Here is a 24330-nt window from a genome sequence, read left to right as displayed (position 1 = left end):
GCGTGGCGCCCAGAGAACCAGATTATGGGCGAAAGGGCCGGTTAGCGGCAAACCGGCGAAAGCGCTGAAGGCCGTGCCGACAACGGCTATGCTCGCTGCATGAGCCCCTTTGCCGAACTTTCCCAGCTGCCGCGCCTGCTGCGCCAGGCGCCGGTGCGCGACCTCGCCTGGGTGATACTGGCGCCGCCGATGCTGCAGCAGACGCCCTGGCCGCAACGTCACCCCTTGGCGGGCAGTGACTGGGTGACCGACCCTGGACGCCTGCGTGACTGGCTGCAAGCACTGGACCGCGATAGCGAGGCCCTGCGCCAGTGGCTGGCCGGCATCACCAGCCACCGCCTGGGGCTGTACTACGAGCGGCTGTGGCAGTTCGCCCTGCAACAGGCGCCGGGCGTCCAGCTGCTGGCCGCCAACCTGCCGATCCGCAACGGCGGGCACACCCTGGGCGAGCTCGATATCCTGATGCGCGATGGCGAGGGCGTGCATCACCTTGAGCTAGCGGTGAAATTCTACCTGGGCCCGTCCGCTGGCGATGGCATGGACGCCGGCAACTGGCTCGGCCCAGGCTGCCACGACCGGCTGGGGCTGAAGCTGGCGCACCTTGCCGGACACCAGCTGCCGATCTCGGCGCGCCTCGAGGGCCGGCAGGCCCTGGCGGGACTGAATATCGACGCAGCCCACGCGCACCTGTGGCTGGGCGGATACCTGTTCTATCCCTGGGCCGGGCCAGCGCAACCGCCCACGGGCGCCAGCCCGGAGCATTTGCGCGGACGCTGGCTGCACCGTCGTGACTGGGAGGCCTGCCGCGCCCGGGCCAGGTCCGCTCACTGGGAGCCCCTGCCCCGCCACGCCTGGCTTGCGCCGGCGCGGGTTTGCGCCGCGGACCGGTGGTCGGGGGCGCAGCTCGATGAACACATCCAGGCACTGCCAGAGGACTTCAGGGCGCAGTTGCTGGTGCGCCTGGAGGAGCAGCCCGACGGTGACTGGCAGGAAGCGGAGCGGATGTTTCTGGTCGCCGACAGCTGGCCAACGCCGTAGTCAACGCGGCGCCGGGTACCCCCTTCGCCCTTGCAGACCGCCGGTGTGCACAAAGATCAGCCGCGTGCCTGGGCGGAACGCGCCCGCCTCGACCTGGTCCCGCAGGGCCAGCAAGGCCTTGCCGGTATACACCGGCTCCAGCGGCACGCCCGTGAGCGACTCGCTCTGCTCGATGAACGCCAGCAAGCGGGCATCGGCCTTGGCGAAAGCGCCCAGGCTGGCGTCATGCAGGCGGTAGCCGCTCTCCCCTGCCAGCGCGCGGACGCTCTCCTCGACGCCATGCCCGGGCGGCACCGCGCAAGCGCCGTGCACTTCATGGGCGCCCGCTTCTGCCTGGACCAGCCCCGCCAGCGTGGTGCCGGTACCGGCGGCGAGCCACCAGGCGTCATAATCCGCCCAACCCAGCGCCGCCAGTTGCGCACGCGCCTGTTCGACGATCAGTGCACACCCCTGCATCCCCGCCGCCCCGCCGCCGCCCTCGGGAATGCAGTGCCATCCCGGGTAGCGGTTCTGCCAAGGCACCCAGAAATCCGGCTGATGCCGCGCCCGGTAGCCGCCATAGCCCAGCCAGTGCAGTTGCATGCCCAAGGCGCGCAAGTCCCGCACGGTCGGCGTGTCCTGTTCCTGCCCGCGCAGCAGCCCGGCGGTGGCAAAGCCGAAGCGTTTGCCCGCCGCCGCCAGGGCATGCAGGTGATTGGAATGATTGCCGCCCAGGCTGATCAGCCCCGGCGCGCCGGCATCAACCGCCTGGCGCAGGTGTTCGCGCAACTTGAACCATTTGTTTCCGGTGATCAGCGGGTCGATCAGGTCCAGGCGCAACACGCCCGCCTCGACCCCAGCCGTTTCCAGCCAGGGCACGGTCATCTTGTGCAAGGGTGCCTGGGGCAGGTCGAGAAAAGCGTGGGACATCAGAGCTCGGCCGCCAACCGTGAGCCTTGGTTGATCGCTCTCTTCGCATCCAGCTCCGCGGCCACATCGGCGCCGCCGATCAGGTGCACCGACTGCCCGGCGGCGAGCAGGCCTTCATGCAGCTCCCGCAAAGGATCCTGCCCGGCGCAGATGACTACGTTGTCCACCGGCAGCAGTTGCGGTTCACCCTCGGCAATACGGATATGCAAACCATCGTCATCGATGCGCAGGTACTCGACGCTGTTGAGCATCTGCACCTGCTTGTTCTTCAAACCCGTGCGGTGGATCCAGCCGGTGGTCTTGCCCAGTCCGTCGCCGACCTTGGAGGCCTTGCGCTGCAGCAAGAACACCTGGCGAGCCGGGGCATGGGGCTCGGCGTGCATGCCAGCGACACCGCCGCGCGCCTCGAGCCGTGAGTCGATGCCCCATTCTTTCCAGAAGGCCTCTCGGTCCAGGCTGGTGGCGACGCCCTGGTGCACCAGGTACTCGGATACATCGAAGCCGATGCCGCCCGCGCCGATCACTGCGACTGTCTTGCCAACCGGTTTGCGCTCGAGCAGCACATCCAGGTAGCTGAGCACCTTGGGGTGCTCGATCCCCGGGATGGGCGGAGTGCGAGGGCTGATGCCGGTCGCCAGGATGATTTCGTCAAAGCGCCCCTCGACCAGCTGCTCGACGCTCACCCGGGTGTCCAGGCAAAGCTCGACACCGGTCACCTGCAGCTTGCGCTTGAAGTAGCGCAGGGTTTCGTAGAATTCCTCTTTGCCCGGCACGCGCTTGGCCACGTTGAACTGGCCGCCGATTTCGCTGGCGCTGTCGAACAGCGTCACCTGATGCCCGCGCTGGGCGGCGACACTGGCCGCGGCCAGGCCGGCAGGCCCTGCGCCCACTACGGCGATGCGCCTGGCCTGGGTGACCGGCAGGTAATTGAGTTCGGTCTCGTGGCAAGCACGCGGGTTGACCAGGCAGCTGGTCAGCTTGCCGCCGAAGGTATGGTCCAGGCATGCCTGGTTGCAGCCGATGCAGGTATTGATCAGGTCCGACTGGCCTGCGGCGGCCTTGATGACGAAATCGGCATCGGCCAGGAACGGCCGGGCCATCGACACCATGTCGGCGTCGCCCTCGGCCAGCACGGCCTCGGCCACCTCGGGGGTGTTGATGCGGTTGGTGGTGATCAACGGGATACCCACCGAGCCCCGCAGCTTGGCCGTGACTTTGGTGAACGCCGCACGCGGCACCTTGGTGGCGATGGTCGGGATACGCGCCTCGTGCCAGCCGATGCCGGTGTTGATCAGGGTGGCGCCGGCCCGCTCGATGGCCTGGGCCAGTTGCACGATCTCTTCCCAGATGCTGCCACCCTCGATCAGGTCGAGCATGGACAGGCGGAAGATGATGATGAAGTCCCGGCCAACCGCCTCACGCACCCGAGTGACGATATCCACCGCCAGGCGCATGCGGTTCTCGAAGCTGCCGCCCCAGCGGTCGGTGCGGTGGTTGGTATGGGCGGCCAGGAACTGATTGATGAAATAGCCTTCCGACCCCATGATTTCCACGCCATCGTAGCCAGCCTGCTGGGCGAGCCGCGCGCAGGTGACGAAGTCGGCGATCTGCTTCTCGATGCCTGCTTCGTCCAGTTCCTTGGGCTTGAACGGGTTGATCGGCGCCTGGATCGCGCTCGGCGCAACCTGGCGAGGACTGTAGGCGTAGCGGCCAGCGTGGAGGATCTGCAGGCAGATCTTGCCGCCCGCGGCGTGTACCGCCTCGGTGACGATACGGTGTTTATCGGCTTCCTCCATCGTCGTCAGCTTTGCGGCGCCTGAGTACACACCGCCCTCATCGTTGGGCGCGATGCCGCCGGTCACCATCAGCCCTACCCCGCCACGCGCGCGCTCGGCGAAGTAGATCGCCATGCGCTCGAAGCCGCCGGGGCGTTCCTCCAAGCCTGTGTGCATCGAGCCCATCAGTGTGCGGTTGCGCAAAATGGTGAAACCCAGGTCGAGCGGGGCCAGCAGGTGTGGGTAAGGGGCGGCGGCCATAGGGTCTCCAGGGCAGGCGTGATCACGGTGGTGCGGGCTGCCTCAGCGGGTGCCCGTCGTTCATATGGGAGTGACATTAGACGGGTGTTCGCAAGCGCTCAATGACTGAAAGTGACAGATTATTGATCATGGTGAGCAGACGCCCAGTCACTTGCCACTTGACGAATCTTCCTACATGGTATTACCTGAAACCGGTTTCAGAGAAAACCTAGCCAATAATTCCAACAAAGGTTCAGGCCGTGTCGTCTTCCATTCAAGCCGCCCTCCCCCGGGTCACCATCCAGGATGTCGCCAAGCACGCCGGCGTCTCCAAGGCCAGCGTCTCGCGCTTCATTGGCGAGGATCGGGGCCTTCTGTCCGAACTGATCGCGGGGCGGATCGAGAAGGCCATCGACGACCTGGGCTATCGCCCCAACCAGATGGCCCGCGGCCTCAAGCGTGGCCGTACGCGGTTGATCGGCATGCTGGTGGCCGATATCCGCAACCCGTACTCGGTCGCCGTGATGCACGGGGTGGAAACCGCCTGCCGGCGTCATGGCTACAGCCTGGTGGTCTGCAACACCGGCCAGGATGACGAGCAGGAGCGCCAGCACCTGGCGGCCCTGCGCTCGTACAATGTCGAAGGCCTGATCTTGAACACCCTGGGGCATCATCCGGACGAACTTCAGGCGCTGCAGCAGGAGCTGCCGCTGGTGCTGATCGACCGCAAGGTGCCTCACCTCCCAAGTGATCTCGTCGGCCTGGACAACAGCGGCGCGGTTTCGCTGGCCCTGGAACACCTGCAGCAGCAGGGTTACCGCGACCTGGCGCTGGTCAGCGAGCCACAGGATGGCAACAGTTCACGCCAGGAGCGCTGCGACGCGTTCACTGCCTTGACAGCGGACCGGCCGGCGATCGCGGGACGCATCCTGCGCACGGGCGACTCGTTCGCCAATGATCTGCTGCACTTTCTGGCCCAGCCTGGTCCTGGCCCCAAGGCGCTGTTCTGCGCCAACGGCACCGCGACGCTCAAGTGCGTCAGGGCCATGCGCGACCTGGATACCGATGTCGGGCTGATTGCCTTGGACGACCTCGACTGGCTGCCCCTGGTGGGCAGCGGGGTCACTGCCCTGGCCCAGCCTACCGAACAGATCGGCGTCACCGCGTTCGAGTGCCTGCTCGAGCGCCTGCGGGGCAATGATGGCCCACCCAAGGTATTCGATTTCCCCTGTCAGTTGATCGTACGCGGCTCTACCCCACCCACCCCATGACCTGTCGGCATCGAACCCGCTTCGATGGCATTCGACCTGTTTTGAAACCGGTTTCAGAGGATAACAACAATGACTCTACACCCCGTCTCGATCAGCCTCTCCAGCTACGGCGCCCAGCTCGTCCGTGAACGTGGCCAGGCGGCCTTTATCCCAGTGCTTGCGCAGGCTGGCGCCCGCCTGATCGAGCTGCGAGAGGAGCTCATGGCCGAACATGAGTACCTTGGTCTGCAGCCGGAAATCACTGACCACGGCCTCGAATGCGTGTACTCCTCGCCGCTGGAATTGTGGCAAGCCGGCCATGCCGAGCCCAGCGCGCACCTGGCCATTGCCCTGCAGCGCGCCAGCACCTGCGGTGCCAAATGGCTGAAAGTTTCCCTCGGGTTCTTCCATCCAGGCTGTGACCTGCAGTCGCTGGCCGACGCGCTGGATAATCAGCCCGTGCGCGTGCTGGTGGAAAACGACCAGACCGTCCAGGGTGGCAAGATCGATGCCCTCGAGCAATTCCTGACCTTGGCTCGGCAACAGGGGATACCGGTAGGCATGACCTTCGATATCGGTAACTGGCAATGGCAGGCGCAATCGGCCTTCGAGGCCGCTCAGCGTCTCGGCCGCTTCGTCGAATACCTGCACTGCAAGGCCGTCGCGCGCAGTGCCAGCGGCAAGCTGGTTGCCGTTACCCCTTCTGCCAGCGACCTGGAAGCCTGGCAGACTCTGCTCGCCTGCTTCCCCCGGGGCCTGGCCAGGGCTGTCGAATACCCTCTGCAAGGCGACGACCTGCTCGCCATCACCCGCGCCGAAGTGCTGAAACTCGCGCAGCTGGACGTGGCAGAGCAGGAGGTGGCCCATGGCTGACATCCTGTGTTTTGGCGAAACCATGGCCATGCTGGTCGCCGAGCAATGCGGCGATCTCGACCAGGTAACACACTTTCACCGGCGCATTGCCGGTGCCGACAGCAACGTCGCCATCGGCCTTGCCCGCCTGGGGTTCGACGTCACCTGGCTGAGCCGGGTCGGCAATGACTCGCTGGGCCGCTTCGTGCTGCAAAGCCTGCGTGGCGAAGGCCTGGACTGCCGGCATGTGGCGGTCGACCCATTGCGACCGACCGGCTTCCAGTTCAAGGGCCGTACCGATGACGGCAGCGATCCGGAAGTGGAGTATTACCGCCGGGGCTCGGCGGCCAGCCAATTGAGCATCGCCGACCTGCCAGAGCGCCAGCCGCTGCCGCGCCACCTGCACGTCACGGGCATCCCACCAGCGCTGTCGGCCGCCACCTGCGAGCTGGCCGACCACCTGCTGGTGCGCCAGCGCCAGGCAGGTGGCAGCAGCTCGTTCGACCCCAACCTGCGCCCGCGGCTATGGACCAGCGAGCGGCAGATGATCGAGACCCTCAATCACCTGGCCAGCCGCGCCGACTGGGTGCTGCCGGGATTGGCGGAGGGCAGCCTGCTGACCGGCTTCGAGACGCCGCAGGACATCGCTGCCTTCTACCTCGACCTCGGTGCCAAGGCGGTCGCGATCAAGCTCGGCGCCGCAGGTGCCTACTACCGCACCGCCGAAGACCAATCCTTTGTTGCCGCTCAACCGGTGGCCAAGGTAATCGACACCGTCGGCGCCGGCGATGGTTTCGCCGTGGGCCTGATCAGCGCGCTGCTCGAACAGCAGTCGCTGCTTGAGGCCGTGAAACGCGGCAACTGGATCGGCAGCCGCGCGGTGCAGAGCCGGGGCGACATGGAAGGCCTGCCACGACGCAGCGAATTGGCCGTGACCGCCTGAACACCCTATTGCTGATGTTACCTGTCGCGACAACAACAAGATGCCAGGAGCAAGACCATGCAAACAGTCAAACTCGCCACCCGCCGCTGGTGGTACATCATGCCTATCGTCTTCATCACCTATAGCCTGGCGTATCTGGACCGGGCCAACTATGGCTTCGCCGCGGCCTCCGGCATGGCCGCCGACCTTGCCATTACCCCGGGCCTTTCGTCGCTGCTTGGTGCGCTGTTCTTCCTCGGCTACTTCTTTTTCCAGGTGCCAGGTGCGATCTATGCCCAACGCCAGAGCGTGAAGAAGCTGATCTTCGTCAGCCTGATCCTCTGGGGCAGCCTGGCCACGTTGACCGGAGTCGTTTCCAATGCTTACTGGCTGATCGCTATCCGCTTCATGCTCGGGGTGGTCGAGGCGGCAGTGATGCCAGCGATGCTGGTGTACCTCTGCCACTGGTTCACCCGTGCCGAACGCTCACGCGCCAACACCTTCCTGATCCTCGGCAACCCCGTGACCATGCTGTGGATGTCGGTGGTGTCAGGCTACTTGGTCGAGCACTACAGCTGGCGCTGGATGTTCATCGTCGAAGGGCTGCCCGCCGTGCTCTGGGCGTTTATCTGGTGGCGCCTGGCCGACGATCGTCCAGCCGATGCCAAGTGGCTCAGCACACAGGAAAAACAGGACTTGCAAGAGGCGCTGGACGCCGAGCAGGTCGGCATCAAGCCGGTGAAAAACTACGCCGACGCCTTCCGCTCGGGCAAGGTGCTGATCCTTTCGGCGCAGTTCTTCTGCTGGAGCATCGGCGTCTATGGGTTCGTGCTGTGGCTGCCCTCGATCCTCAAGCAAGGCCTGCAGATGAACATGGTCGAGGCCGGCTGGCTGTCGGCGCTGCCCTACCTTGCGGCCGTGCTGGCGATGCTCGCAGTGTCCTGGGGCTCGGACCGCATACAGCGGCGCAAGCGCTTCGTCTGGCCCGCGCTGCTCCTGGGTTCACTGGCCTTCTATGGCTCCTATGCGCTGGGCGGCGAGCACTTCTGGTTGTCCTATGCCCTGCTGGTGCTGGCAGGAGGCTGCATGTACGCCCCGTACGGCCCCTTCTTCGCGATCATCCCCGAGATCCTGCCGGCCAACGTCGCGGGCGGCGCCATGGCAATGATCAACAGCATGGGCGCACTGGGCTCGTTCATCGGCTCCTACCTGGTCGGCTACCTGAACAGCGCCACGGGCACACCGGATGCGTCCTTCCTGCTGATGAGCGGGTCCCTGCTGGTGTCCGCCGTGCTCACCCTGTGCCTGACTCCAGGCGACACCGACCGGCGCAAAGCACCGCTAGCCCGCCCGCAACCGGCTCACCCTTGAAGCGAGATTCTGTATGAAAAAGCACGTTGTCCTGTACAAGAGCCTATCCCCAGAGCTGCGAGAACGCCTGAGCGAGCACGCCGACATCACCGAGATCACGCAACTGGGCAGCGACGGCCTGGCGCGCCTGCGCGACGCCCTGCCCCAGGCCCACGGCCTGCTCGGCGCCAGCCTCAAGCTGGATGCCGGGCTGCTGGACCTGGCACCCCGGCTGGAAGCGGTGGCCAGCGTGTCGGTGGGCATCGACAATTACGACCTCGAGTACCTGAACAGCCGCGCGATCCTGCTAAGCAACACCCCCGATGTGCTGACCGAGACCACCGCCGACACCGGCTTCGCGCTGATCCTCGCCACGGCCCGGCGGGTGGTCGAACTGGCCAACGTGGTGCGCGCAGGCCAGTGGACGCGCAATATCGGCCCCGCGCAGTTTGGCACCGATGTACATGGCAAGACGCTGGGTATCATCGGCATGGGCAGGATTGGCGAGGCACTGGCGCAGCGCGGGCATTTCGGCTTCGGCATGCCGGTGGTCTACCACAGCCGCAGTCCAAAGCCCGAGGTCGATGCCCGCTTCAACGCCCGTCACGTCAGTCTTGCGCAGTTGCTGGAACAGTCGGACTTCGTCTGCATGACGCTGCCGCTGACGGCGGCGACCGAGCGCATGATCGGCGCACGCGAGTTCACGCTGATGAAGCCAAGCGCCATCTTCATCAATATTGCGCGGGGGAAAGTGGTCGATGAGGCGGCGCTGACCGCCGCCCTGCAAAACGGCCAGTTGCACGCCGCAGGCCTGGATGTCTTCGAAAAGGAGCCGCTGTCGCCCGATTCAGCGTTGCTGCGGCTGGATAACGTGGTGGCTACGCCACATATCGGCTCGGCCACCGTGGAGACCCGCGAAGCCATGGCCCGCTGCGCGGTCGACAACCTGATCGAGGCACTGGAAGGCAAGCGGCCGTCCAACCTGGTCAATCCGCAGGCCTGGGTGTCGAGAGGGAGGCAAGATTGACCCCTTTCGGTTTTTGGTGATAAAAGCGGCGGGATTCACCTGTGGGCGGTAAGATCCTGTCATGCGTAAACTTCTTTCAGGCGCTTTCGCGCTGGTGGCCATCGCCGTTCTCTGTGGCTATGGCCTCTGGACCCAAGAGCGCCCCGAGGGCCACTACCTTTCCGACCTGCGGATCGAACTGGCACTCAATGACGGCGAGCCCGGCGAACGGGGCAACCTGCTGGGCATCGAGCCGCAGCTGTTTCCCAGTGACTACCAGAACCTCGAGCGCCTGCACCGCAAGCTCTCGGCCTACCTCGAGCAGGCCCGCGACCAGGGCCTGGTCAACGCCCGCACCGTGGTCATCCTCCCCGAACATATCGGCACCTGGCTGTGGGCGCGCGGCGAAAAGAACGAGCTGTATCAGGTCACACACCGCCGTGAGGCCTGGCAATGGCTCGAGTTGAGCAATCCACTGCGCTACGGGCTGGCCATGCTCGCGGCCACGGGGGATGATCGGCGCGCCGATGCGCACCTGCGCATGAAGGCTGCGCAGATGGCCGCCGACTACCAACGGCTGTTCGGCGGCCTGGCGAAGGAGTTTGGCGTGACCCTGGTAGCCGGGTCCATCGTGTTGCCCGCCCCCTACGTCGAAGCGGGCGTGCTGCGCACCGGCGCGGGCCCGCTGTTCAACAGCAGCCTGGTGTTCGGCCGCGACGGCGCCCCGCTCGGGCAGCCCCAGCGCCAACAGTATCCGGACAGCGAAGTGCGCAGGTACATCCAGGGCGGACACGAACAACCCCTGCAGACCGTGCAGACTCCAGCCGGGCGCCTGGGCGTGCTGGTCGGGAGCGACAGCTGGTACCCTGAAAACTACCGCACCCTGGCTGCGCAGTCGGCGCAATTGATCGCCAACCCGGTGTTTCTCAGTGGCAAGGACAGCTGGGAGATGCCCTGGCGCGGCAACCGGCATCAACCGCTCGCCGCCAGGCTGGCGTTGCGCCAGGGCCAGGCCAGCGAGCGTACTGCCTGGCAGCGGCTGACCCTCGCCGCGAGCGGCCACTACGCCACCAGCATGAGCGTGTTCCTGCGTGGGCAGTTCTGGGAGCTGGGCGGCGACGGGCAAGGCTTCGCCAACCGTGCCGGCGAGCATCTTGCCGGCAGCGCCAGTCATGGCGCGCGCCTGCTCAACCTCTGGTTGTAACGCTATGCCAAGGCCACGGGTGCGTCTGGGCGAGCTGTCGGTAGGATTCGTCCAGCCTCTGGGTGAGGCCTTGCGCCGCCATGGCCACGATCCCGAGCCGCTGCTGCTGCGCTATGGGCTGGACGCCACGCGCCTGGCCGAGCCGGGTGCGCGGCTGTCGATCCCGCGCTACATGCACCTGGGACACGCCGCCATCGAACTGACCGGTAAGCCCGCGCTGGGGCTGCACATGGGCCACTTCAGCCGTCTGGCGCAGGCGGGGCTTGCCGGCGTGACCGCAGCGCAGGCACCGACGGTTGGCGATGCCGCGCGTACGCTGCTGCGCTTCGAGCCGCTATACGCCGCCAACTACCGGGGCCAGTCGAGCTTTATCGAAGACCGCCAAGGGGCCTGGCTGCGCTTCTATTCCATCAGCCCATACAACACCTACAACCGCTTCGTGGTCGATTCCCTGCTGGCCGGATGGCTGGCGCAGCTGTCGAGCCTGGCGGGCCAGCCGCTGCAGGCCGAGCGCATCGAGATCGAGTTCGACCCTCCCGCGTACGCCGCGCAGTACCAGGCGCTCTGCAGCACGCCGGTACACTTTGCCGCCTCCTCCAACCAACTGCGCCTGAGCCGTGCCAGTCTCGCCCTGCGCAACCCGCAGCATTGCCCGAGCACGTGGCAGCACCTGCTGCAACTGTGCGAGGCGGAGCTGGCCCAGCGCACCCGCATCCGCAGCCTTGGCGAACGTATCACTCACCTGCTCGGCCCGCTGCTCAACGGCGGACGCGAGCCTGACCTGGATGAAGTCGCCCATCATCTGCAATTGCCTGCCTGGACGCTGCGGCGCAAGTTGGCCGAGGAAGGCACCGGGTTTCGCAACCTGCTCAATGACACCCGCCGCGACCTCGCCGAGACGTATATACGGGACACCGGGCTGGCGTTCGGCGAAATCGCCTATCTGCTTGGGTTCGCCTCGGCGGAAGCCTTTCAGCGCGCCTTCAAGCGCTGGACGCAGATGACCCCCGGTGAGTTTCGTCGCCAGCAACGCCTGGCAGGCTGACCCACCGGCCAACATGAACAAATCTTCACACTGGGCTCAATAGCGCTGCCATCAAGGGGCCCGGGGCCTGCCTGGCGTACCGCCGACCGCTGCAGCCTTGAGGCGCGGGGATCGCTTGCGTAGGATCGCGCATCGCCCGCACGCCCCCTCTTCTTCGTCCTGCCCCCAATGGCGGCCTGGCGAAGCCGTTTTCCGCAAGAGTCAGCCCATGCCGCAACCGATCCCCCTGAAAGACCACGCCAAGGAAACACACATGGTGAATCGCCGGCTGGTCGCCTGCGCCCTCTTCGTGCTGGTGGTGGTGGCGATCCTGGTGTGCCGGCTGTACGTGCTGCAGGTGGTGCAGCACGACTATCACTCGGCGGTTTCCGAAAACAACCGGGTTCACGTGCTGCCCATCGCCCCAGGCCGCGGCCTGATCTACGACCGCAATGGCGTGGTCCTGGCCGACAACAAACCGAGCTTCAACCTGACCCTGACCCGCGAACGCACCGGCGGCACGGCCCAGGTGCTGGACCTCCTGGTGCAGGTGCTGGGCCTCGGCGACGAAGAACGCGCAGGCTTCGACAAGGACCTGCGCCGTGGCCGCAAGCCGTTCGAGCCTGTGACCCTGATGTTCGGCCTGACCGAAGAGCAGATCGCCTTGATCGCGGTCAACCAGTTCCGCCTGCCGGGACTGGACGTCGAAGCGCAATTCATCCGTGAATACCCCATGGGCGCTCACTTTGCCCATTCGGTGGGCTATGTCGGGCGCATCAACGAAAAAGAAGCCAAGACGCTCGATTCCACCGAATACCGAGGTACCCAGTCCATCGGCAAGACCGGCGTAGAGCACTTCTACGAGGCACAGTTGCACGGCCACGTGGGCTACGAGGAAGTCGAGACCAATGCGCAGGGCCGCGTCATGCGGGTGCTCCGGCATCAGGACCCGATCCCTGGGCAGGATATCGTCCTGAGCCTGGACTCCAACCTGCAGCTGGCAGCTGAAAAAGCCCTGGGCGATCGCCGGGGCTCGGTGGTCGCGCTGGATCCGGCGAGCGGCGAAGTACTGGCGATGGTCAGCAACCCAAGCTTCGACCCCAACCTGTTCGTCAAGGGCATCAGCTTCAAGCAGTACGCCGAGTTGCGCGAGTCCATCGACCGCCCGCTGTTCAACCGCGTGCTGCGCGGGCTCTATGCACCGGGTTCGACCGTCAAGCCCGAAGTGGCCATCGCCGGCCTGGACAGCGGCGTGATCACGCCGGGCAGCCGGGTCTTCGACCCTGGCTACTACGAGCTGCCCAACTACGACCACAAGTATCGCAACTGGAACCGAAACGGCGACGGTTGGGTGGACATGTACAGCGCGATCATGCGCTCCAACGACACCTACTTCTATGATCTGGCGCACAAGCTGGGCATCGATCGCCTCCACGACTACCTGAGCGAGTTTGGCCTCGGCCAGAAGGTCTCGCTGGACATGTTCGAGGAATCCGCCGGGCTGATGCCTTCGCCGGCCTGGAAACGGGCCAATCGCCGCCAGGCCTGGTACCCGGGCGAAACCCTGATTCTAGGTATCGGCCAGGGCTACATGCAGGTGACGCCGCTGCAGCTCGCCCAGGCTACCAGCCTGCTGGCCAGCAAGGGCGTATGGCACCGCCCGCACCTGGCGATGACCGTTGGCGACACACCGCCGGTGGATGACAACCCCATGCCCAATATCGTCCTGCATGACAGCCGCGCCTGGGACCAGGTGAACGAAGGCATGCAGATGGTCATGCACGCACCCAGGGGCATTGCCCGCGCCGCCGCAGCCGGGGCGCAATACCGCATCGCCGGCAAGAGTGGTACCGCGCAGATGGTGGCGATCAAGCAAGGCGAGCGCTACAACCGCGAGAAGACCCTTGAACGGCATCGTGACAACGCGCTGTTCGTTGGCTTTGCCCCAGCCGATCACCCCAGCATCGTGGTAGCGGTGATGATCGAGAACGGTGAAGCGGGAGGCCGCGTGGCCGGGCCTGTGGTGCGGGAGGTGATGGATGCGTACCTGCTGGATGAGCAGGGGCACCTGAAGACGCGGTATGCGGGCAGCACCGACACGTCCGCGGTGCCGCACGCCTAGGCCGGATCAGAGCTCGGTGGCGTCGTCAGCCGGCTCCGGGGTGTCGAGCTCGTAGGCTTGGTATTCGAGAAGTTCTTCCTGGTAGTCGTCCATCGGCCTGCTTCCTCATTCGTTCATTTCAGTCGTTGGATCATGTGACCACGCTAAAGCGCTGGTGTGACCCGATGATGACAACAGCGTTGTGAAATAAACGTAGCAGCAGGTTTGGAAATTATCCTGGCGTGGGTGTTGCCGTGTGTGTCCCAGCGTCGTCCGTGGGAGCGGGCACGGCCGCAGGCACATCCGGCTGCACCTGGAGCGGTTCCGCTTCGGCTGGAGGCGCCACGGGTTGCGAGCCTTGGCTATCATCCACCACAGGTGCCGCTGGCGCTTCGGGGACTAGGGATGCAGCTGGCACCGCTGGCGATGCTACAGGCTCGATGGGAGTGGTGACGGGCGCCTGGGATGCAACGGGCGCCAGCGCGGCTGCAGCAGGCTCCGGGACGCCGATATCAGCGGCAGGTGCTGTCGCCGTCTTCTTCTGCCTGGGCAGAAAACCCTCTACCAGCGCGAAGTAGCGATCGTAGAACTGCGCAGAGGTCACCGTCTCGCTGGCCACCTTGACCATCGAGTCGTCGGAGGAGCCGATCGGCATCGACAGCGAGCCCAGTACACCCACCCCCACGCTGGCGGAGGTGTTCGATTTCTTCAGCGCATAGCGGTCCTGCAAGGCATTGGCAAACATGATCGAGCGCTGATCGTCACTGCTGTCGGGCGCGCAGGTGACGTTGAAGCTGATCTGCAGGTGGCTTTCGCTGCTCTGCTGGAAGCTCTTGTTGCCGTTTACCTGTCCCGCATTGCTGCTGGTGATGATGTAGCCCTGGCTTAGCAAGGCACGCCGAGCCGCTTCGCACGACCCCGCTTCGCTCACCGAGAAGCTGCGCGAGAAAGTGCCCGACTCATCGAAGTTTTCATGCTCGTAGATGGCAGCCTTTTTCGAGGAGCAGCCAGACACACCTGCCAGCACAAGGGCCAGCCCGAGCGTACCGGCGAGGAATGGCTTGGACATTGCAAATCTCGTGAAAAACAATCGGCACCTATTGTGCAACACATCGCCGAGGCGATGAAGCGGTGTCACACGACCAGGCAAATGACAGACACAAAAAAAGCGACCCTAAGGTCGCTCTTTTTGTTGCTTCGAGGAGTTCAAGGGCCTCGAGGCGAAGATGGCGCAGCGGACGGGACTCGAACCCGCGACCCCCGGCGTGACAGGCCGGTATTCTAACCGACTGAACTACCGCTGCGTATCGCACAGGCTTTCACCTGTTTGAAACTGGGATCTGGTCTTTTGACTTCGGTCAGTTAAGACCTAGGCTTCGGACCTCAGACCGGTGACAAGCACCCATCTGGAGAAAAAGTGGCGCAGCGGACGGGACTCGAACCCGCGACCCCCGGCGTGACAGGCCGGTATTCTAACCGACTGAACTACCGCTGCGCATATGGACTTGCGTCCAGTTCCTCTCGTTCGGAAAGCTTCTTTCGAAGTTTCCCAGGTCAGGAACAATCTCAGGAAGTGGTGGGTGATGACGGGATCGAACCGCCGACCCTCTGCTTGTAAGGCAGATGCTCTCCCGGCTGAGCTAATCACCCTCTGCATCACACGTTGCTTGCTGCCTTGTCGCCGTGTTGCGTTTGCTTCTCTGAGGCCGCGAAATTTACGCACCTATCGAACCTAAGTCAATACCCCCATTGAATTTTTTTTCAAAAAGAGCAAAACCTCAGGTGTAGATCATCTTGCGGGTCATGCCGCCGTCGACCACGAACTCCTGGCCAGTGACAAAGCCCGCCTGCCTCGACAACAGCCACGCGACCATTGCTGCGACATCCTCTACGGTCCCTACCCGTCCAGCCGGATGCTGGGCGTGATCCTCGTCGCTCAGCGGCTCGGCACGCCGCTCACCCGGATCACGGGCATCGATCCAGCCGGGGCTGACAGCATTGACCCGGATTTCCGGGCCCAGGCTTATAGCCAACGCATGGGTCAGGGCCAGCAGGCCGCCCTTGCTCGCGGCATAGGCCTCGGTGTCCGGTTCGGATTGCCGGGCGCGGGTGGAGGTCAGGTTGACGATGGCCCCGCAATGCGCGCGCAGGTAGGGCGCGCAATGCTTGGCCAGCAGCATGGGGCCGCTCAGGTTGACTGCCAGCACACGGTTCCAGTGCGCAAGGCTGAGGCTTTCCAGCGTCCCGTTGTGCGGGTTGGCAACCGCCGCGTTGCACACCAATGCGTCCAGGCGCCCGAACTGTCCGAGCACCTGGGCTACTGCATTGATCACCTGGGACTCTTCGGCGACATCCATGCCGACAAACCAGGCGTTGTCGCCCAGCGCCTTGGCGACCTTGGTACCGCGCGCACGGTCCAGGTCGGTCAAGACCACTTGCCAGCCTTCGCTGATCAGCCAGGCCGCGATACCCAGGCCAATACCGCGCGCAGCGCCGGTCACCAGGGCAACCCGGCCGTTATGGCTAGGCTCACTGCCTGGCCAGTCCATCACAGCGCAGCCAACCCGCGTGCGAGGTCGGCCTGGAGGTCGGCCACGTCTTCCAGGCCCACGGCGACGCGAATCAGACTGTCGCGAATGCCTGCGGCTTCACGCTCCTGTGGCGACAGGCGCCCGTGGGAGGTAGTGCCCGGATGGGTGATGGTGGTCTTGCTGTCGCCCAGGTTGGCGGTGATGGAAATCAGCCGCGTGGCGTCGATGAAGCGCCATGCTCCTTCCTTGCCACCCTTGACCTCGAAACTCACCACCGCACCGAAGCCACTCATCTGGCGCTTGGCCAGTTCGTGCTGGGGGTGACTCTGCAAGCCGGCGAAATGGACCTTCTCGATCCCGTCCTGCTGCTCCAGCCACTCAGCCAGTGCCTGGGCGCTTTCGCAGTGGGCGCGCATGCGCAGCTTGAGCGTCTCCAGGCCCTTGAGGAACACCCAGGCGTTGAAGGGGCTCAGGGTAGGCCCGGCGGTGCGCAGGAAGCCGACGACTTCTTTCATCTGCTCGCTGCGTCCGGCCACCGCCCCGCCCATGCAACGGCCCTGGCCGTCGATGAACTTGGTCGCCGAGTGCACGACGATGTCGGCACCCAGCTTCAGCGGCTGCTGCAACGCAGGGGTGCTGAAGCAATTGTCCACCACCAGCATGGCGCCACGGGCGTGGGCGATCTCGGCAAGCGCAGCGATATCGACCAGCTCGGCCAGAGGATTGGACGGCGACTCGACGAACAGCAGCTTGGTGTTGGCCTTGATCCCCTGCTCCCAACCCGCCAGGTCGGCGAGTGGCACGTAGTCGACTTCGACACCAAAGCGCTTGAAGTACTTCTCGAACAGACTGATGGTCGAACCAAACACGCTTTGCGATACAAGCACATGGTCGCCAGCGCTGCACAGTGCCATTACCGTGGCCAGGATCGCTGCCATGCCGGTGGAGGTGCCCACTGCCTGCTCGGCGCCTTCCAGTGCCGCCAGGCGCTCTTCGAACGCACGCACGGTAGGGTTGGTATAGCGCGAGTAGACGTTGCCCGGCGTTTCGCCGGCAAAGCGCGCGGCAGCGTCCGCGGCGGTGCGGAACACGTAGCTGGAGGTGAAGAACAGCGCATCGCTGTGCTCGGCCTCCGGTGTGCGGTGCTGACCGGCGCGCACCGCCAGGGTGTCGAAGCCGACACCCTCGAGGTCACTGTCCAGTCGCCCGGCATCCCATTGATCAGTCATGCCGTTGCTCCCCAAATCAGTTGTTGTACAGGTCGATGATCGCGCTGACCGCCTGGTTCTTTACCTTCGCGACGTCGTTGCGCGACTGCTCGATGCGGTCCAGGTAGGCCTCGTCGATGTCGCCGGTGACGTACTGGCCGTCAAATACCGCGCAATCGAAATGCTCGATCTTGATCTTGCCACCGCCGACCGCTTCGATCAGGTCCGGCAGGTCCTGGTAGATCAGCCAGTCGGCGCCGATCAGCTCGGCGACCTGTTCGGTGGTGCGGTTGTGGGCGATCAGCTCGTGGGCGCTCGGCATGTCGATGCCGTAGACGTTGGGGTAGCGCACTGCCGGCGCGGCCGAGCAGAAGTAGACGTTCTTGGCGCCGGCTTCACGGGCCATCTGGATGATCTGCTTGCATGTGGTGCCGCGTACGATGGAATCGTCCACCAGCATGACGTTCTTGCCGCGGAACTCCAGCTCGATGGCGTTGAGCTTCTGGCGTACCGACTTCTTGCGCGCGGCCTGGCCGGGCATGATGAAGGTACGGCCGATGTAGCGGTTTTTCACGAAGCCTTCGCGGAACTTCACGCCAAGGTGGTTGGCCAGCTCCAGCGCGGCGGTGCGGCTGGTGTCCGGGATCGGGATGACCACGTCGATGTCATGCTCGGGACGCTCGCGCTGGATCTTCTCGGCCAGCTTCTCGCCCATGCGCAGGCGCGCCTTGTACACCGATACACCGTCGATGATCGAATCGGGGCGGGCCAGGTAGACGTGCTCGAAGATGCATGGGCTGAGGTTCGGGGCCTTGGCGCACTGACGGGTGTGCAGCTGGCCTTCCTCGGTGATGTACACCGCTTCGCCTGGCGCGAGGTCGCGAATCAGGGTGAAGCCCAGTACGTCCAGGGAGACACTCTCGGAGGCGATCATGTACTCGACACCTTCATCGGTGTGACGCTGGCCGAAGACGATCGGACGGATGCCGTGCGGGTCGCGGAAGCCGACGATACCGTAGCCGGTGATCATCGCCACCACGGCATAGCCGCCGACGCAGCGGTTGTGCACGTCGGTGACCGCGGCGAAGACATCTTCCTCGGTCGGCTGCAGCTTGCCACGCACCGCCAGCTCATGGGCGAAGACGTTGAGCAGCACCTCGGAGTCAGAGTTGGTATTGACGTGACGCAGGTCGGACTCGTAGATCTCCTTGGCCAACTGTTCGACGTTGGTCAGGTTGCCGTTGTGCGCGAGGGTGATGCCATACGGCGAGTTGACGTAGAACGGCTGGGCCTCGGCGGAGGTCGAGCTGCCCGCAGTCGGGTAGCGTACGTGACCGATGCCCATGCTGCCGACCAGGCGCTGCATATGCCGCTGCTGGAACACATCACGCACCAGCCCGTTGTCCTTGCGCAGGAATAACCGGCCATCATGGCTGGTCACAATACCGGCAGCGTCCTGGCCGCGGTGCTGGAGGACGGTTAGCGCGTCATACAGCGCCTGATTGACGTTCGACTTACCGACGATACCGACGATGCCACACATGCGACGCAACCCCTACTTTGATGAATCTTGAATGAAACGCGCTCAGGGCGTCTTGAGCCCTGGCAGCTGTTCCTTGAACGGGAGATCAACAGGTACGCTGATCCCACTGGACAACCACTGACTGGTGAACCCCAAGATGAAGTTTTTCGACCAGTCCGCGACCAAAAGAAATTGCGGCAACAGGCGAGACTCCTGCCACCAAGGATCTTGTTGTACGGGCCCAAGGCTCAGCAGCCCGACGCCCACCACCACCAGCAAGGCCCCGCGCGCGGCACCAAAGGCCATGCCCAGGAATCGATCGGTGCCGGAGAGCCCGGTCACGCGGATCAGCTCGCCAACGAGGAAATTGATCATGGCGCCCACCAGCAGGGTGGCGACGAAAAGAATGGTGCAACCTGCGATAACCCGCGCCGAAGGCGTCTGGATATAGGACTCCAGGTACTGCGACAGCGAACCGCCGAACATCCAGGCAACAGCCCCGGCAACGATCCAGATAAGCAGCGACAAGGCTTCCTTGACGAAACCGCGCTTGAGACTGATCAGTGCGGAAACGGCGATGATCGCGATAATCGCCCAATCGACCCAAGTAAATGCCACGGTGCCGCCTGCAAGGATATGAGGCGGCGCATTTTACCAGAGCACGGGGCTCGTGTGTAGGAGCGGCCTGGTGCCGGGACGCTGGACCGCGTCAGCCGCGCTCGGGCTGGAAGCGGACGACGAAGCCCTTGAGCTTTTGCTGGCGATTGATCACGTCGCGAAGGCGCTCGGCCTCGGCGCGATCGATCAATGGGCCGACAAACACCCGGTTCATTCCTCCCGCCGCACGGATGTAGGCATTGTAGCCCTGGCTGCGCAAGGTTTTTTGCAGATTGTCGGCACCGGCACGGTTGGACAGGCTGGCCAACTGGATAGACCAACTGACCGGGAGGCCATTACCGTCGACCTTGTTCGCTGGAGAAGGCTTGGCAGCAGGTGCGGCAGGTTTCTCGACCTTTGGTGCTGGAGCGGCGGACGCCTGGGGAGCGGGCGCTGCCGAAGGCGACGGGGCAATCGGCGTGCTCGGCGGCGCGACCGGGGCCGTGGACTCATCCACAACCACCGGCGCTTCCTCAGGCAATGCCTGAGGCTCGGGCACAGGCACGGGCTCAACCTGAACCTGTGGCGGGCTTGGCATGCCCGGCGCCTGTGGCGCTTCCACCTGGACCTGGCGCGTCTCATCCTCACGGGTGAACAGCATCGGCAGGAAGATCACTGCCAGCGCCACCAGCACCAGCGCACCGATCATGCGCTGCTTGACCCCTTTATCCAGCACTGCCATCTATTCCACCCTCCCCGGCCTGCCGTTCCAGCCACTGTAACGCCTGGCCGACGCAGAAAAACGAACCGAACAGCAGGATCTGATCGCCTGCCGCTGCCTGCGCGCACTGCCCTTCAAGAGCAGCATCGACACTTGCATAGGACTTCACCGCTGCGCCGAGGTTCGTCAGGGCAGACTCAAGTTCTGCCGCCGGACGCGTGCGAGGGGTTTCCAGCGGCGCAACCGCCCAGCTGTCCACAAGCCCTTGCAATGGCCCGATCACGCCGCCCAGGTCCTTGTCGGCAAGCAGTCCGAAGACCGCCAGGCGACGCCCGGGACGCGGCCGCGAGGCCAGCCGCGCCGCCAGGTATTCCGAGGCATGCGGGTTGTGCCCCACATCCATCAGCAGTTCCAGCGGCTTGCCCTGCCAGCTCAGGGCACGACGATCCAGCCGCCCAGTGATGCGGGTATCGACCAGCGCCTGGCGAATCTGTCCCGCATCCCACGGCAACCCCATCAACAGGTAGGCCTGTAGCGCCAGCGCGGCGTTTTCCATCGGCAGATCGAGCAGTGGCAGCTGATCGAGCTCGACAACCGCGCCATCGGCAGCGGCTCCACGCCAATGCCAGTGCTCCGTACTGCTGGCGAGGTCGAAATCCCGGCCACGCAGGAAGAACGGGCAGGCCAGCTCGCGCACCTTGTCGAGCAAGGGCCGAGGCGGATCCAGGTCGCCGCACAGGGCGGGTTTGCCCTGACGGAAGATCCCCGCCTTTTCGTACGCCACCGACTCCCGGGTATCCCCGAGGTAATCGGCATGATCGACACCGATGCTGGTGACCAGCGACAGGTCGGCGTCGATCAGGTTGACCGTGTCCAGGCGGCCACCCAGGCCGACTTCGAGCACCACCGCGTCGAGTGCGGAGTGCTTGAACAGCCAGAAGGCCGCGAGAGTGCCCATCTCGAAATAGGTCAGGGAAATATCCCCACGCACTGCCTCGACGGCGGCGAAGGCCTCGCACAGGCGCTCATCGCTGGCATCGCTGCCGTCGATGCGCACCCGTTCGTTGTAGTGCAGCAGATGCGGCGAGCTGTAGACGCCGACCTTGAGACCCTGGGCTTGCAGCAGGCTGGCGATGAACGCGCAAGTCGAGCCCTTGCCGTTGGTTCCCGTGACGGTCACCACCCGGGGCGCGAGCTTGCCCAGCCCGAGCCGCTCGGCCACCTGCCGTGAACGCTCCAGGCCCATGTCGATGGCCGAAGGGTGCAACTGCTCGAGATAGGCGAGCCAGTCGCCCAGGGAACGTGGGTTCATGATGCGACGACTGCCGCCTCCGTGACCGGCTCTTGAGCCTCGACCGGCGTTGGCTGGCCAGTCATCTGCGCCAGCAGGCGCGCCAGACGCGGACGCAATTCGCTGCGCGAGATGATCAGGTCGATGGCGCCATGCTCAAGCAGGAACTCGCTGCGCTGGAAGCCTTCCGGCAGTTTCTCGCGCACGGTCTGCTCGATCACGCGCGGGCCGGCGAAACCGATCAGCGCCTTGGGTTCGCCGACAATCACGTCACCGAGCATTGCCAGGCTTGCGGACACGCCGCCGTAGACCGGGTCGGTCAGTACCGAGATGAACGGAATGCCTTCTTCGCGCAGGCGTGCCAGCACCGCCGAGGTCTTGGCCATCTGCATCAGCGAGATCAGCGCTTCCTGCATGCGCGCGCCGCCGGAGGCGGAGAAGCAGATCATCGGGCAGCGATTTTCCAGGGCGTAGTTGGCGGCACGCACGAAGCGCTCGCCGACGATGGCGCCCATGGAGCCACCCATGAAGGAGAACTCGAAGGCACTGACCACGATCGGCATGCCCATCAGGCTGCCGCTCATGGAGATCAGCGCGTCTTTCTCGCCGGTCTGCTTCTGGGCGCCGCTCAGGCGGTCCTTGTACTTCTTGCCGTCGCGGAACTTCAGGCGGTCGACCGGTTCCAGGTCGGCACCCAGCTCGGCGCGGCCTTCGGCATCGAGGAAGATGTCGATGCGCGCACGTGCGCCGATACGCATGTGGTGGTTGCACTTGGGGCAGACGTCGAGGGTCTTTTCCAGCTCCGGGCGGTACAGCACAGCCTCGCAGGCCGGGCACTTGTGCCACAGCCCCTCGGGCACCGAGCTCTTCTTGACCTCGGAACGCATGATCGAAGGGATCAGTTTGTCTACTAACCAGTTGCTCATGCTTTCTTTCTCCAGTGACGGCAAGTGGCGGATCCGGGCTTCCCGGCCACACCCCTGCCCTTGAGCTCAAATTCTTCTGTGTAACGATGATGGTCCGGCCCCGGCGCCCGTAGCGTGGGATCTGCCTGGTAACCGCACCACCTTCAACCGTGGGGCAGCGCCTCGACGCTGCCGCCCTGTCTTGACCGGCCCTTGGCCCGGTCGGCAGCAACCGCTGCGAAAGCTATGGACGATGGCGCGCAGCCAGCCGTCACATCCGCGCTCACGCCTGCTTCACCGCACGCAGGAAAGCCTCGATCATTGCCGCGTCCTTGATGCCCTTGGCCTGCTCTACCCCGCCGCTGACATCCACCGCATACGGGCGCACCCTGGCGATGGCCTCGGCGACATTGTCGGGCGACAACCCGCCCGCGAGGATGACAGGCTTGCTCAGGCGCTCAGGCACCAGCGACCAGTCGAACGCCTCGCCGGTGCCACCGGGCACTCCGGCCACGTAGGTGTCCAGCAGGATACCGCTGGCCTTGTCATAGTGTTGGCAGGCGGCCTGGAGATCGTCGCCGGGACGCACGCGCAACGCCTTGATCCAGGGACGATGATAGCCTTCGCACTCGGCAGGGGTTTCATCGCCGTGGAACTGCAGGAGGTCCAGCGGCACCACCTCGAGGATCTCGTTCAGCTCGCAGCGGCTGGCGTTGACGAACAGCCCCACCGTGGTGACGAACGGCGGCAAGGCCTGGATGATTTCGCGCGCCTGGCGCACGTCCACGGCCCGTGGGCTCTTCGCGTAGAACACGAAGCCGATGGCATCGGCGCCCGCCTCGGCTGCGGCCAGGGCGTCTTCGATACGGGTTATCCCACAGATCTTGCTGCGAACGGTGCTCATGGGGCACGAACCTCGGCTGATCGGTAAAGCCCCGGATGTTAGCAAATGACGCTGGGGGCGTCAGCCGACAACGCCTCGAAGCCGGTGAGAAAGTGTGGGCCGATGTAACGCTGCGGCACGGCGTACTCCTCGGGATATTCGACATGCACCAGGTAGAGCCCGTACGGGTGCGCGGTGACGCCCGCGCTGCGCCGGTCACGGCTTTCGAGCACCTCGCGGGCCCAGGCAACGGGGCGCTGGCCGGCCCCGATGGCCATCAGCACGCCGGCGATGTTGCGCACCATGTGATGGAGGAAGGCGGTGGCACGGATGTCCAGCACAATCATCTGGCCGTGGCGGGTCACACGCAGGTGGTGGATGTGCTTGACCGGTGACTTTGCCTGGCATTGGCCGGCACGGAACGAGCTGAAGTCGTGGGTACCGAGCAGGTATTCGGCTGCCTGGGCCATGCGCTCGATATCCAGCGGCCGGTGGTTCCAGGTGACTTCCTCGGCCAGGTGCGCTGGGCGGATCGGGTCGTTGTAGATCACGTAGCGATAGCGCCGGGCCTTGGCCTTGAAGCGGGCATGGAAGTGCGCCGGCATCTGCTTCGCCCAGGTCACGCTGATGTCATGGGGCAGGTTGAGATTGGTGCCCATGGTCCAGGCGCGCTCGTTGCGCACCGCGCGGGTGTCGAAGTGCACGACCTGGCCGCACGCATGCACGGCGGCATCGGTACGCCCGGCGCAGGAAATCGTCACAGGCTCATCGGCAACCCGCGACAAGGCCTCTTCCAGGGCGAGCTGCACACTGGGCACGCCGGTACTCTGACGCTGCCAGCCATGATAACGGGCACCCTTGTACTCGACACCCAGGGCGATGCGGAAAAAACCCTCGGCCGCCAATTCGGCCGCGTCGTTGATGATGATGTCCAAGAAAAAACCAAAGCCTGTGGATTGAACGGATGGCGGGCATTATAGCGACAACGGCAGCCACCCGGG

21 protein-coding genes and 3 tRNA genes are annotated in these 24330 nt (G+C 64.8%); 9 read left to right on the top strand and 15 right to left on the bottom strand.

Annotated elements, in window-relative coordinates:
• Positions 1-99: 99 nt before the first annotated feature.
• On the top strand, positions 100-1038 hold the full coding sequence (locus AC0ZZU_RS13030) for a DUF1853 family protein (RefSeq protein WP_476341193.1): 939 nt from the start codon (positions 100-102) through the stop codon (positions 1036-1038).
• Here AC0ZZU_RS13030 and AC0ZZU_RS13025 read toward each other — a convergent pair whose 3' ends face one another.
• Both AC0ZZU_RS13025 and AC0ZZU_RS13020 read right to left on the bottom strand, forming a co-directional pair.
• Complete coding sequence (locus AC0ZZU_RS13025) at positions 1039-1947, bottom strand: 1-aminocyclopropane-1-carboxylate deaminase/D-cysteine desulfhydrase (protein WP_476341191.1); 909 nt, start codon at positions 1945-1947, stop codon at positions 1039-1041. It lies immediately after the preceding gene.
• The gene (locus AC0ZZU_RS13020; protein WP_476341189.1) at positions 1947-3983 is read right to left on the bottom strand and encodes an oxidoreductase; all 2037 of its coding nucleotides are present in this window, start codon (positions 3981-3983) and stop codon (positions 1947-1949) included. The genes AC0ZZU_RS13025 and AC0ZZU_RS13020 overlap by 1 nt, the downstream gene beginning before the upstream one ends.
• Before the next feature lie 239 nt (positions 3984-4222).
• Here AC0ZZU_RS13020 and AC0ZZU_RS13015 point away from each other — a divergent pair, with 239 nt between their 5' ends.
• The 8 genes from AC0ZZU_RS13015 to mrdA all read left to right on the top strand — a co-directional run bounded on the left by AC0ZZU_RS13015 (position 4223) and on the right by mrdA (position 13692).
• On the top strand, positions 4223-5233 hold the full coding sequence (locus AC0ZZU_RS13015) for a LacI family DNA-binding transcriptional regulator (protein WP_476341187.1): 1011 nt from the start codon (positions 4223-4225) through the stop codon (positions 5231-5233).
• 69 nt (positions 5234-5302) lie between these two features.
• A complete protein-coding gene (locus tag AC0ZZU_RS13010; RefSeq protein ID WP_476341186.1) occupies positions 5303-6085 on the top strand; it encodes a sugar phosphate isomerase/epimerase family protein in 783 nt (260 codons plus the stop codon).
• On the top strand, positions 6078-7007 hold the full coding sequence (locus tag AC0ZZU_RS13005) for a sugar kinase (RefSeq protein ID WP_476341185.1): 930 nt from the start codon (positions 6078-6080) through the stop codon (positions 7005-7007). Before AC0ZZU_RS13010 ends, AC0ZZU_RS13005 begins: the two co-directional genes overlap by 8 nt.
• Before the next feature lie 57 nt (positions 7008-7064).
• On the top strand, positions 7065-8357 hold the full coding sequence (locus tag AC0ZZU_RS13000; protein WP_476341183.1) for an MFS transporter: 1293 nt from the start codon (positions 7065-7067) through the stop codon (positions 8355-8357).
• Positions 8358-8370: 13 nt separating this feature from the next.
• Entirely contained in the window at positions 8371-9363 is a 993-nt protein-coding gene (locus AC0ZZU_RS12995) for an NAD(P)-dependent oxidoreductase (protein ID WP_476341182.1), read from the top strand.
• 61 nt (positions 9364-9424) lie between these two features.
• On the top strand, positions 9425-10546 hold the full coding sequence (locus AC0ZZU_RS12990; RefSeq protein WP_476341180.1) for a nitrilase-related carbon-nitrogen hydrolase: 1122 nt from the start codon (positions 9425-9427) through the stop codon (positions 10544-10546).
• Positions 10547-10550: 4 nt separating this feature from the next.
• Positions 10551-11591, top strand: coding sequence for an AraC family transcriptional regulator (locus AC0ZZU_RS12985; RefSeq protein WP_476341179.1), 1041 nt, complete (start codon positions 10551-10553; stop codon positions 11589-11591).
• A gap of 208 nt (positions 11592-11799) precedes the next feature.
• Positions 11800-13692, top strand: a complete 1893-nt coding sequence (mrdA, locus tag AC0ZZU_RS12980; protein ID WP_476341178.1) for a penicillin-binding protein 2 — start codon at positions 11800-11802, stop codon at positions 13690-13692.
• Positions 13693-13903: 211 nt separating this feature from the next.
• On the opposite strand, the gene AC0ZZU_RS12975 is transcribed toward mrdA, so the two are convergent.
• The 13 genes from AC0ZZU_RS12975 to truA form a co-directional block, all read right to left on the bottom strand.
• The gene (locus AC0ZZU_RS12975; RefSeq protein ID WP_476341177.1) at positions 13904-14740 is read right to left on the bottom strand and encodes a DUF2242 domain-containing protein; all 837 of its coding nucleotides are present in this window, start codon (positions 14738-14740) and stop codon (positions 13904-13906) included.
• 158 nt (positions 14741-14898) lie between these two features.
• Positions 14899-14975: transfer RNA gene (locus AC0ZZU_RS12970), tRNA-Asp, on the bottom strand.
• A gap of 114 nt (positions 14976-15089) precedes the next feature.
• A tRNA-Asp gene (locus AC0ZZU_RS12965) sits at positions 15090-15166 on the bottom strand.
• Positions 15167-15245: 79 nt separating this feature from the next.
• Positions 15246-15321: transfer RNA gene (locus AC0ZZU_RS12960), tRNA-Val, on the bottom strand.
• 128 nt (positions 15322-15449) lie between these two features.
• Positions 15450-16220 carry an SDR family oxidoreductase gene (locus AC0ZZU_RS12955; RefSeq protein WP_476341448.1) on the bottom strand — a complete coding sequence of 257 codons (771 nt, stop codon included), beginning with the start codon at positions 16218-16220 and terminating at the stop codon, positions 15450-15452.
• A complete protein-coding gene (locus tag AC0ZZU_RS12950; protein WP_476341176.1) occupies positions 16220-17431 on the bottom strand; it encodes an O-succinylhomoserine sulfhydrylase in 1212 nt (403 codons plus the stop codon). The genes AC0ZZU_RS12955 and AC0ZZU_RS12950 overlap by 1 nt, the downstream gene beginning before the upstream one ends.
• 16 nt (positions 17432-17447) lie before the next feature.
• Entirely contained in the window at positions 17448-18953 is a 1506-nt protein-coding gene (purF, locus tag AC0ZZU_RS12945) for an amidophosphoribosyltransferase (protein ID WP_476341175.1), read from the bottom strand.
• Positions 18954-18995: 42 nt separating this feature from the next.
• A complete protein-coding gene (locus AC0ZZU_RS12940; protein WP_158458997.1) occupies positions 18996-19550 on the bottom strand; it encodes a CvpA family protein in 555 nt (184 codons plus the stop codon).
• Positions 19551-19641: 91 nt separating this feature from the next.
• Positions 19642-20271, bottom strand: a complete 630-nt coding sequence (locus AC0ZZU_RS12935) for an SPOR domain-containing protein (protein ID WP_476341174.1) — start codon at positions 20269-20271, stop codon at positions 19642-19644.
• Positions 20255-21562, bottom strand: coding sequence for a bifunctional tetrahydrofolate synthase/dihydrofolate synthase (folC, locus tag AC0ZZU_RS12930; RefSeq protein ID WP_476341172.1), 1308 nt, complete (start codon positions 21560-21562; stop codon positions 20255-20257). Before folC ends, AC0ZZU_RS12935 begins: the two co-directional genes overlap by 17 nt.
• Positions 21559-22467 (bottom strand): acetyl-CoA carboxylase, carboxyltransferase subunit beta, encoded by a 909-nt coding sequence (gene accD, locus AC0ZZU_RS12925; protein ID WP_158458994.1) that lies wholly within the window; start codon positions 22465-22467, stop codon positions 21559-21561. The genes folC and accD overlap by 4 nt, the downstream gene beginning before the upstream one ends.
• Positions 22468-22729: 262 nt before the next feature.
• Entirely contained in the window at positions 22730-23350 is a 621-nt protein-coding gene (locus AC0ZZU_RS12920; protein WP_476341170.1) for a phosphoribosylanthranilate isomerase, read from the bottom strand.
• Positions 23351-23388: 38 nt separating this feature from the next.
• Positions 23389-24264: a tRNA pseudouridine(38-40) synthase TruA gene (gene truA, locus AC0ZZU_RS12915; RefSeq protein WP_476341169.1), complete on the bottom strand. Its 876-nt coding sequence runs from the start codon at positions 24262-24264 to the stop codon at positions 23389-23391.
• Positions 24265-24330 lie beyond the last annotated feature (66 nt).

It is taken from the genome of Pseudomonas sp. JE3303 (assembly GCF_056312565.1).
The sequence above is the reverse complement of the archived record's forward strand: the minus strand, read 5'-3'. Positions and strand labels throughout refer to the sequence as shown.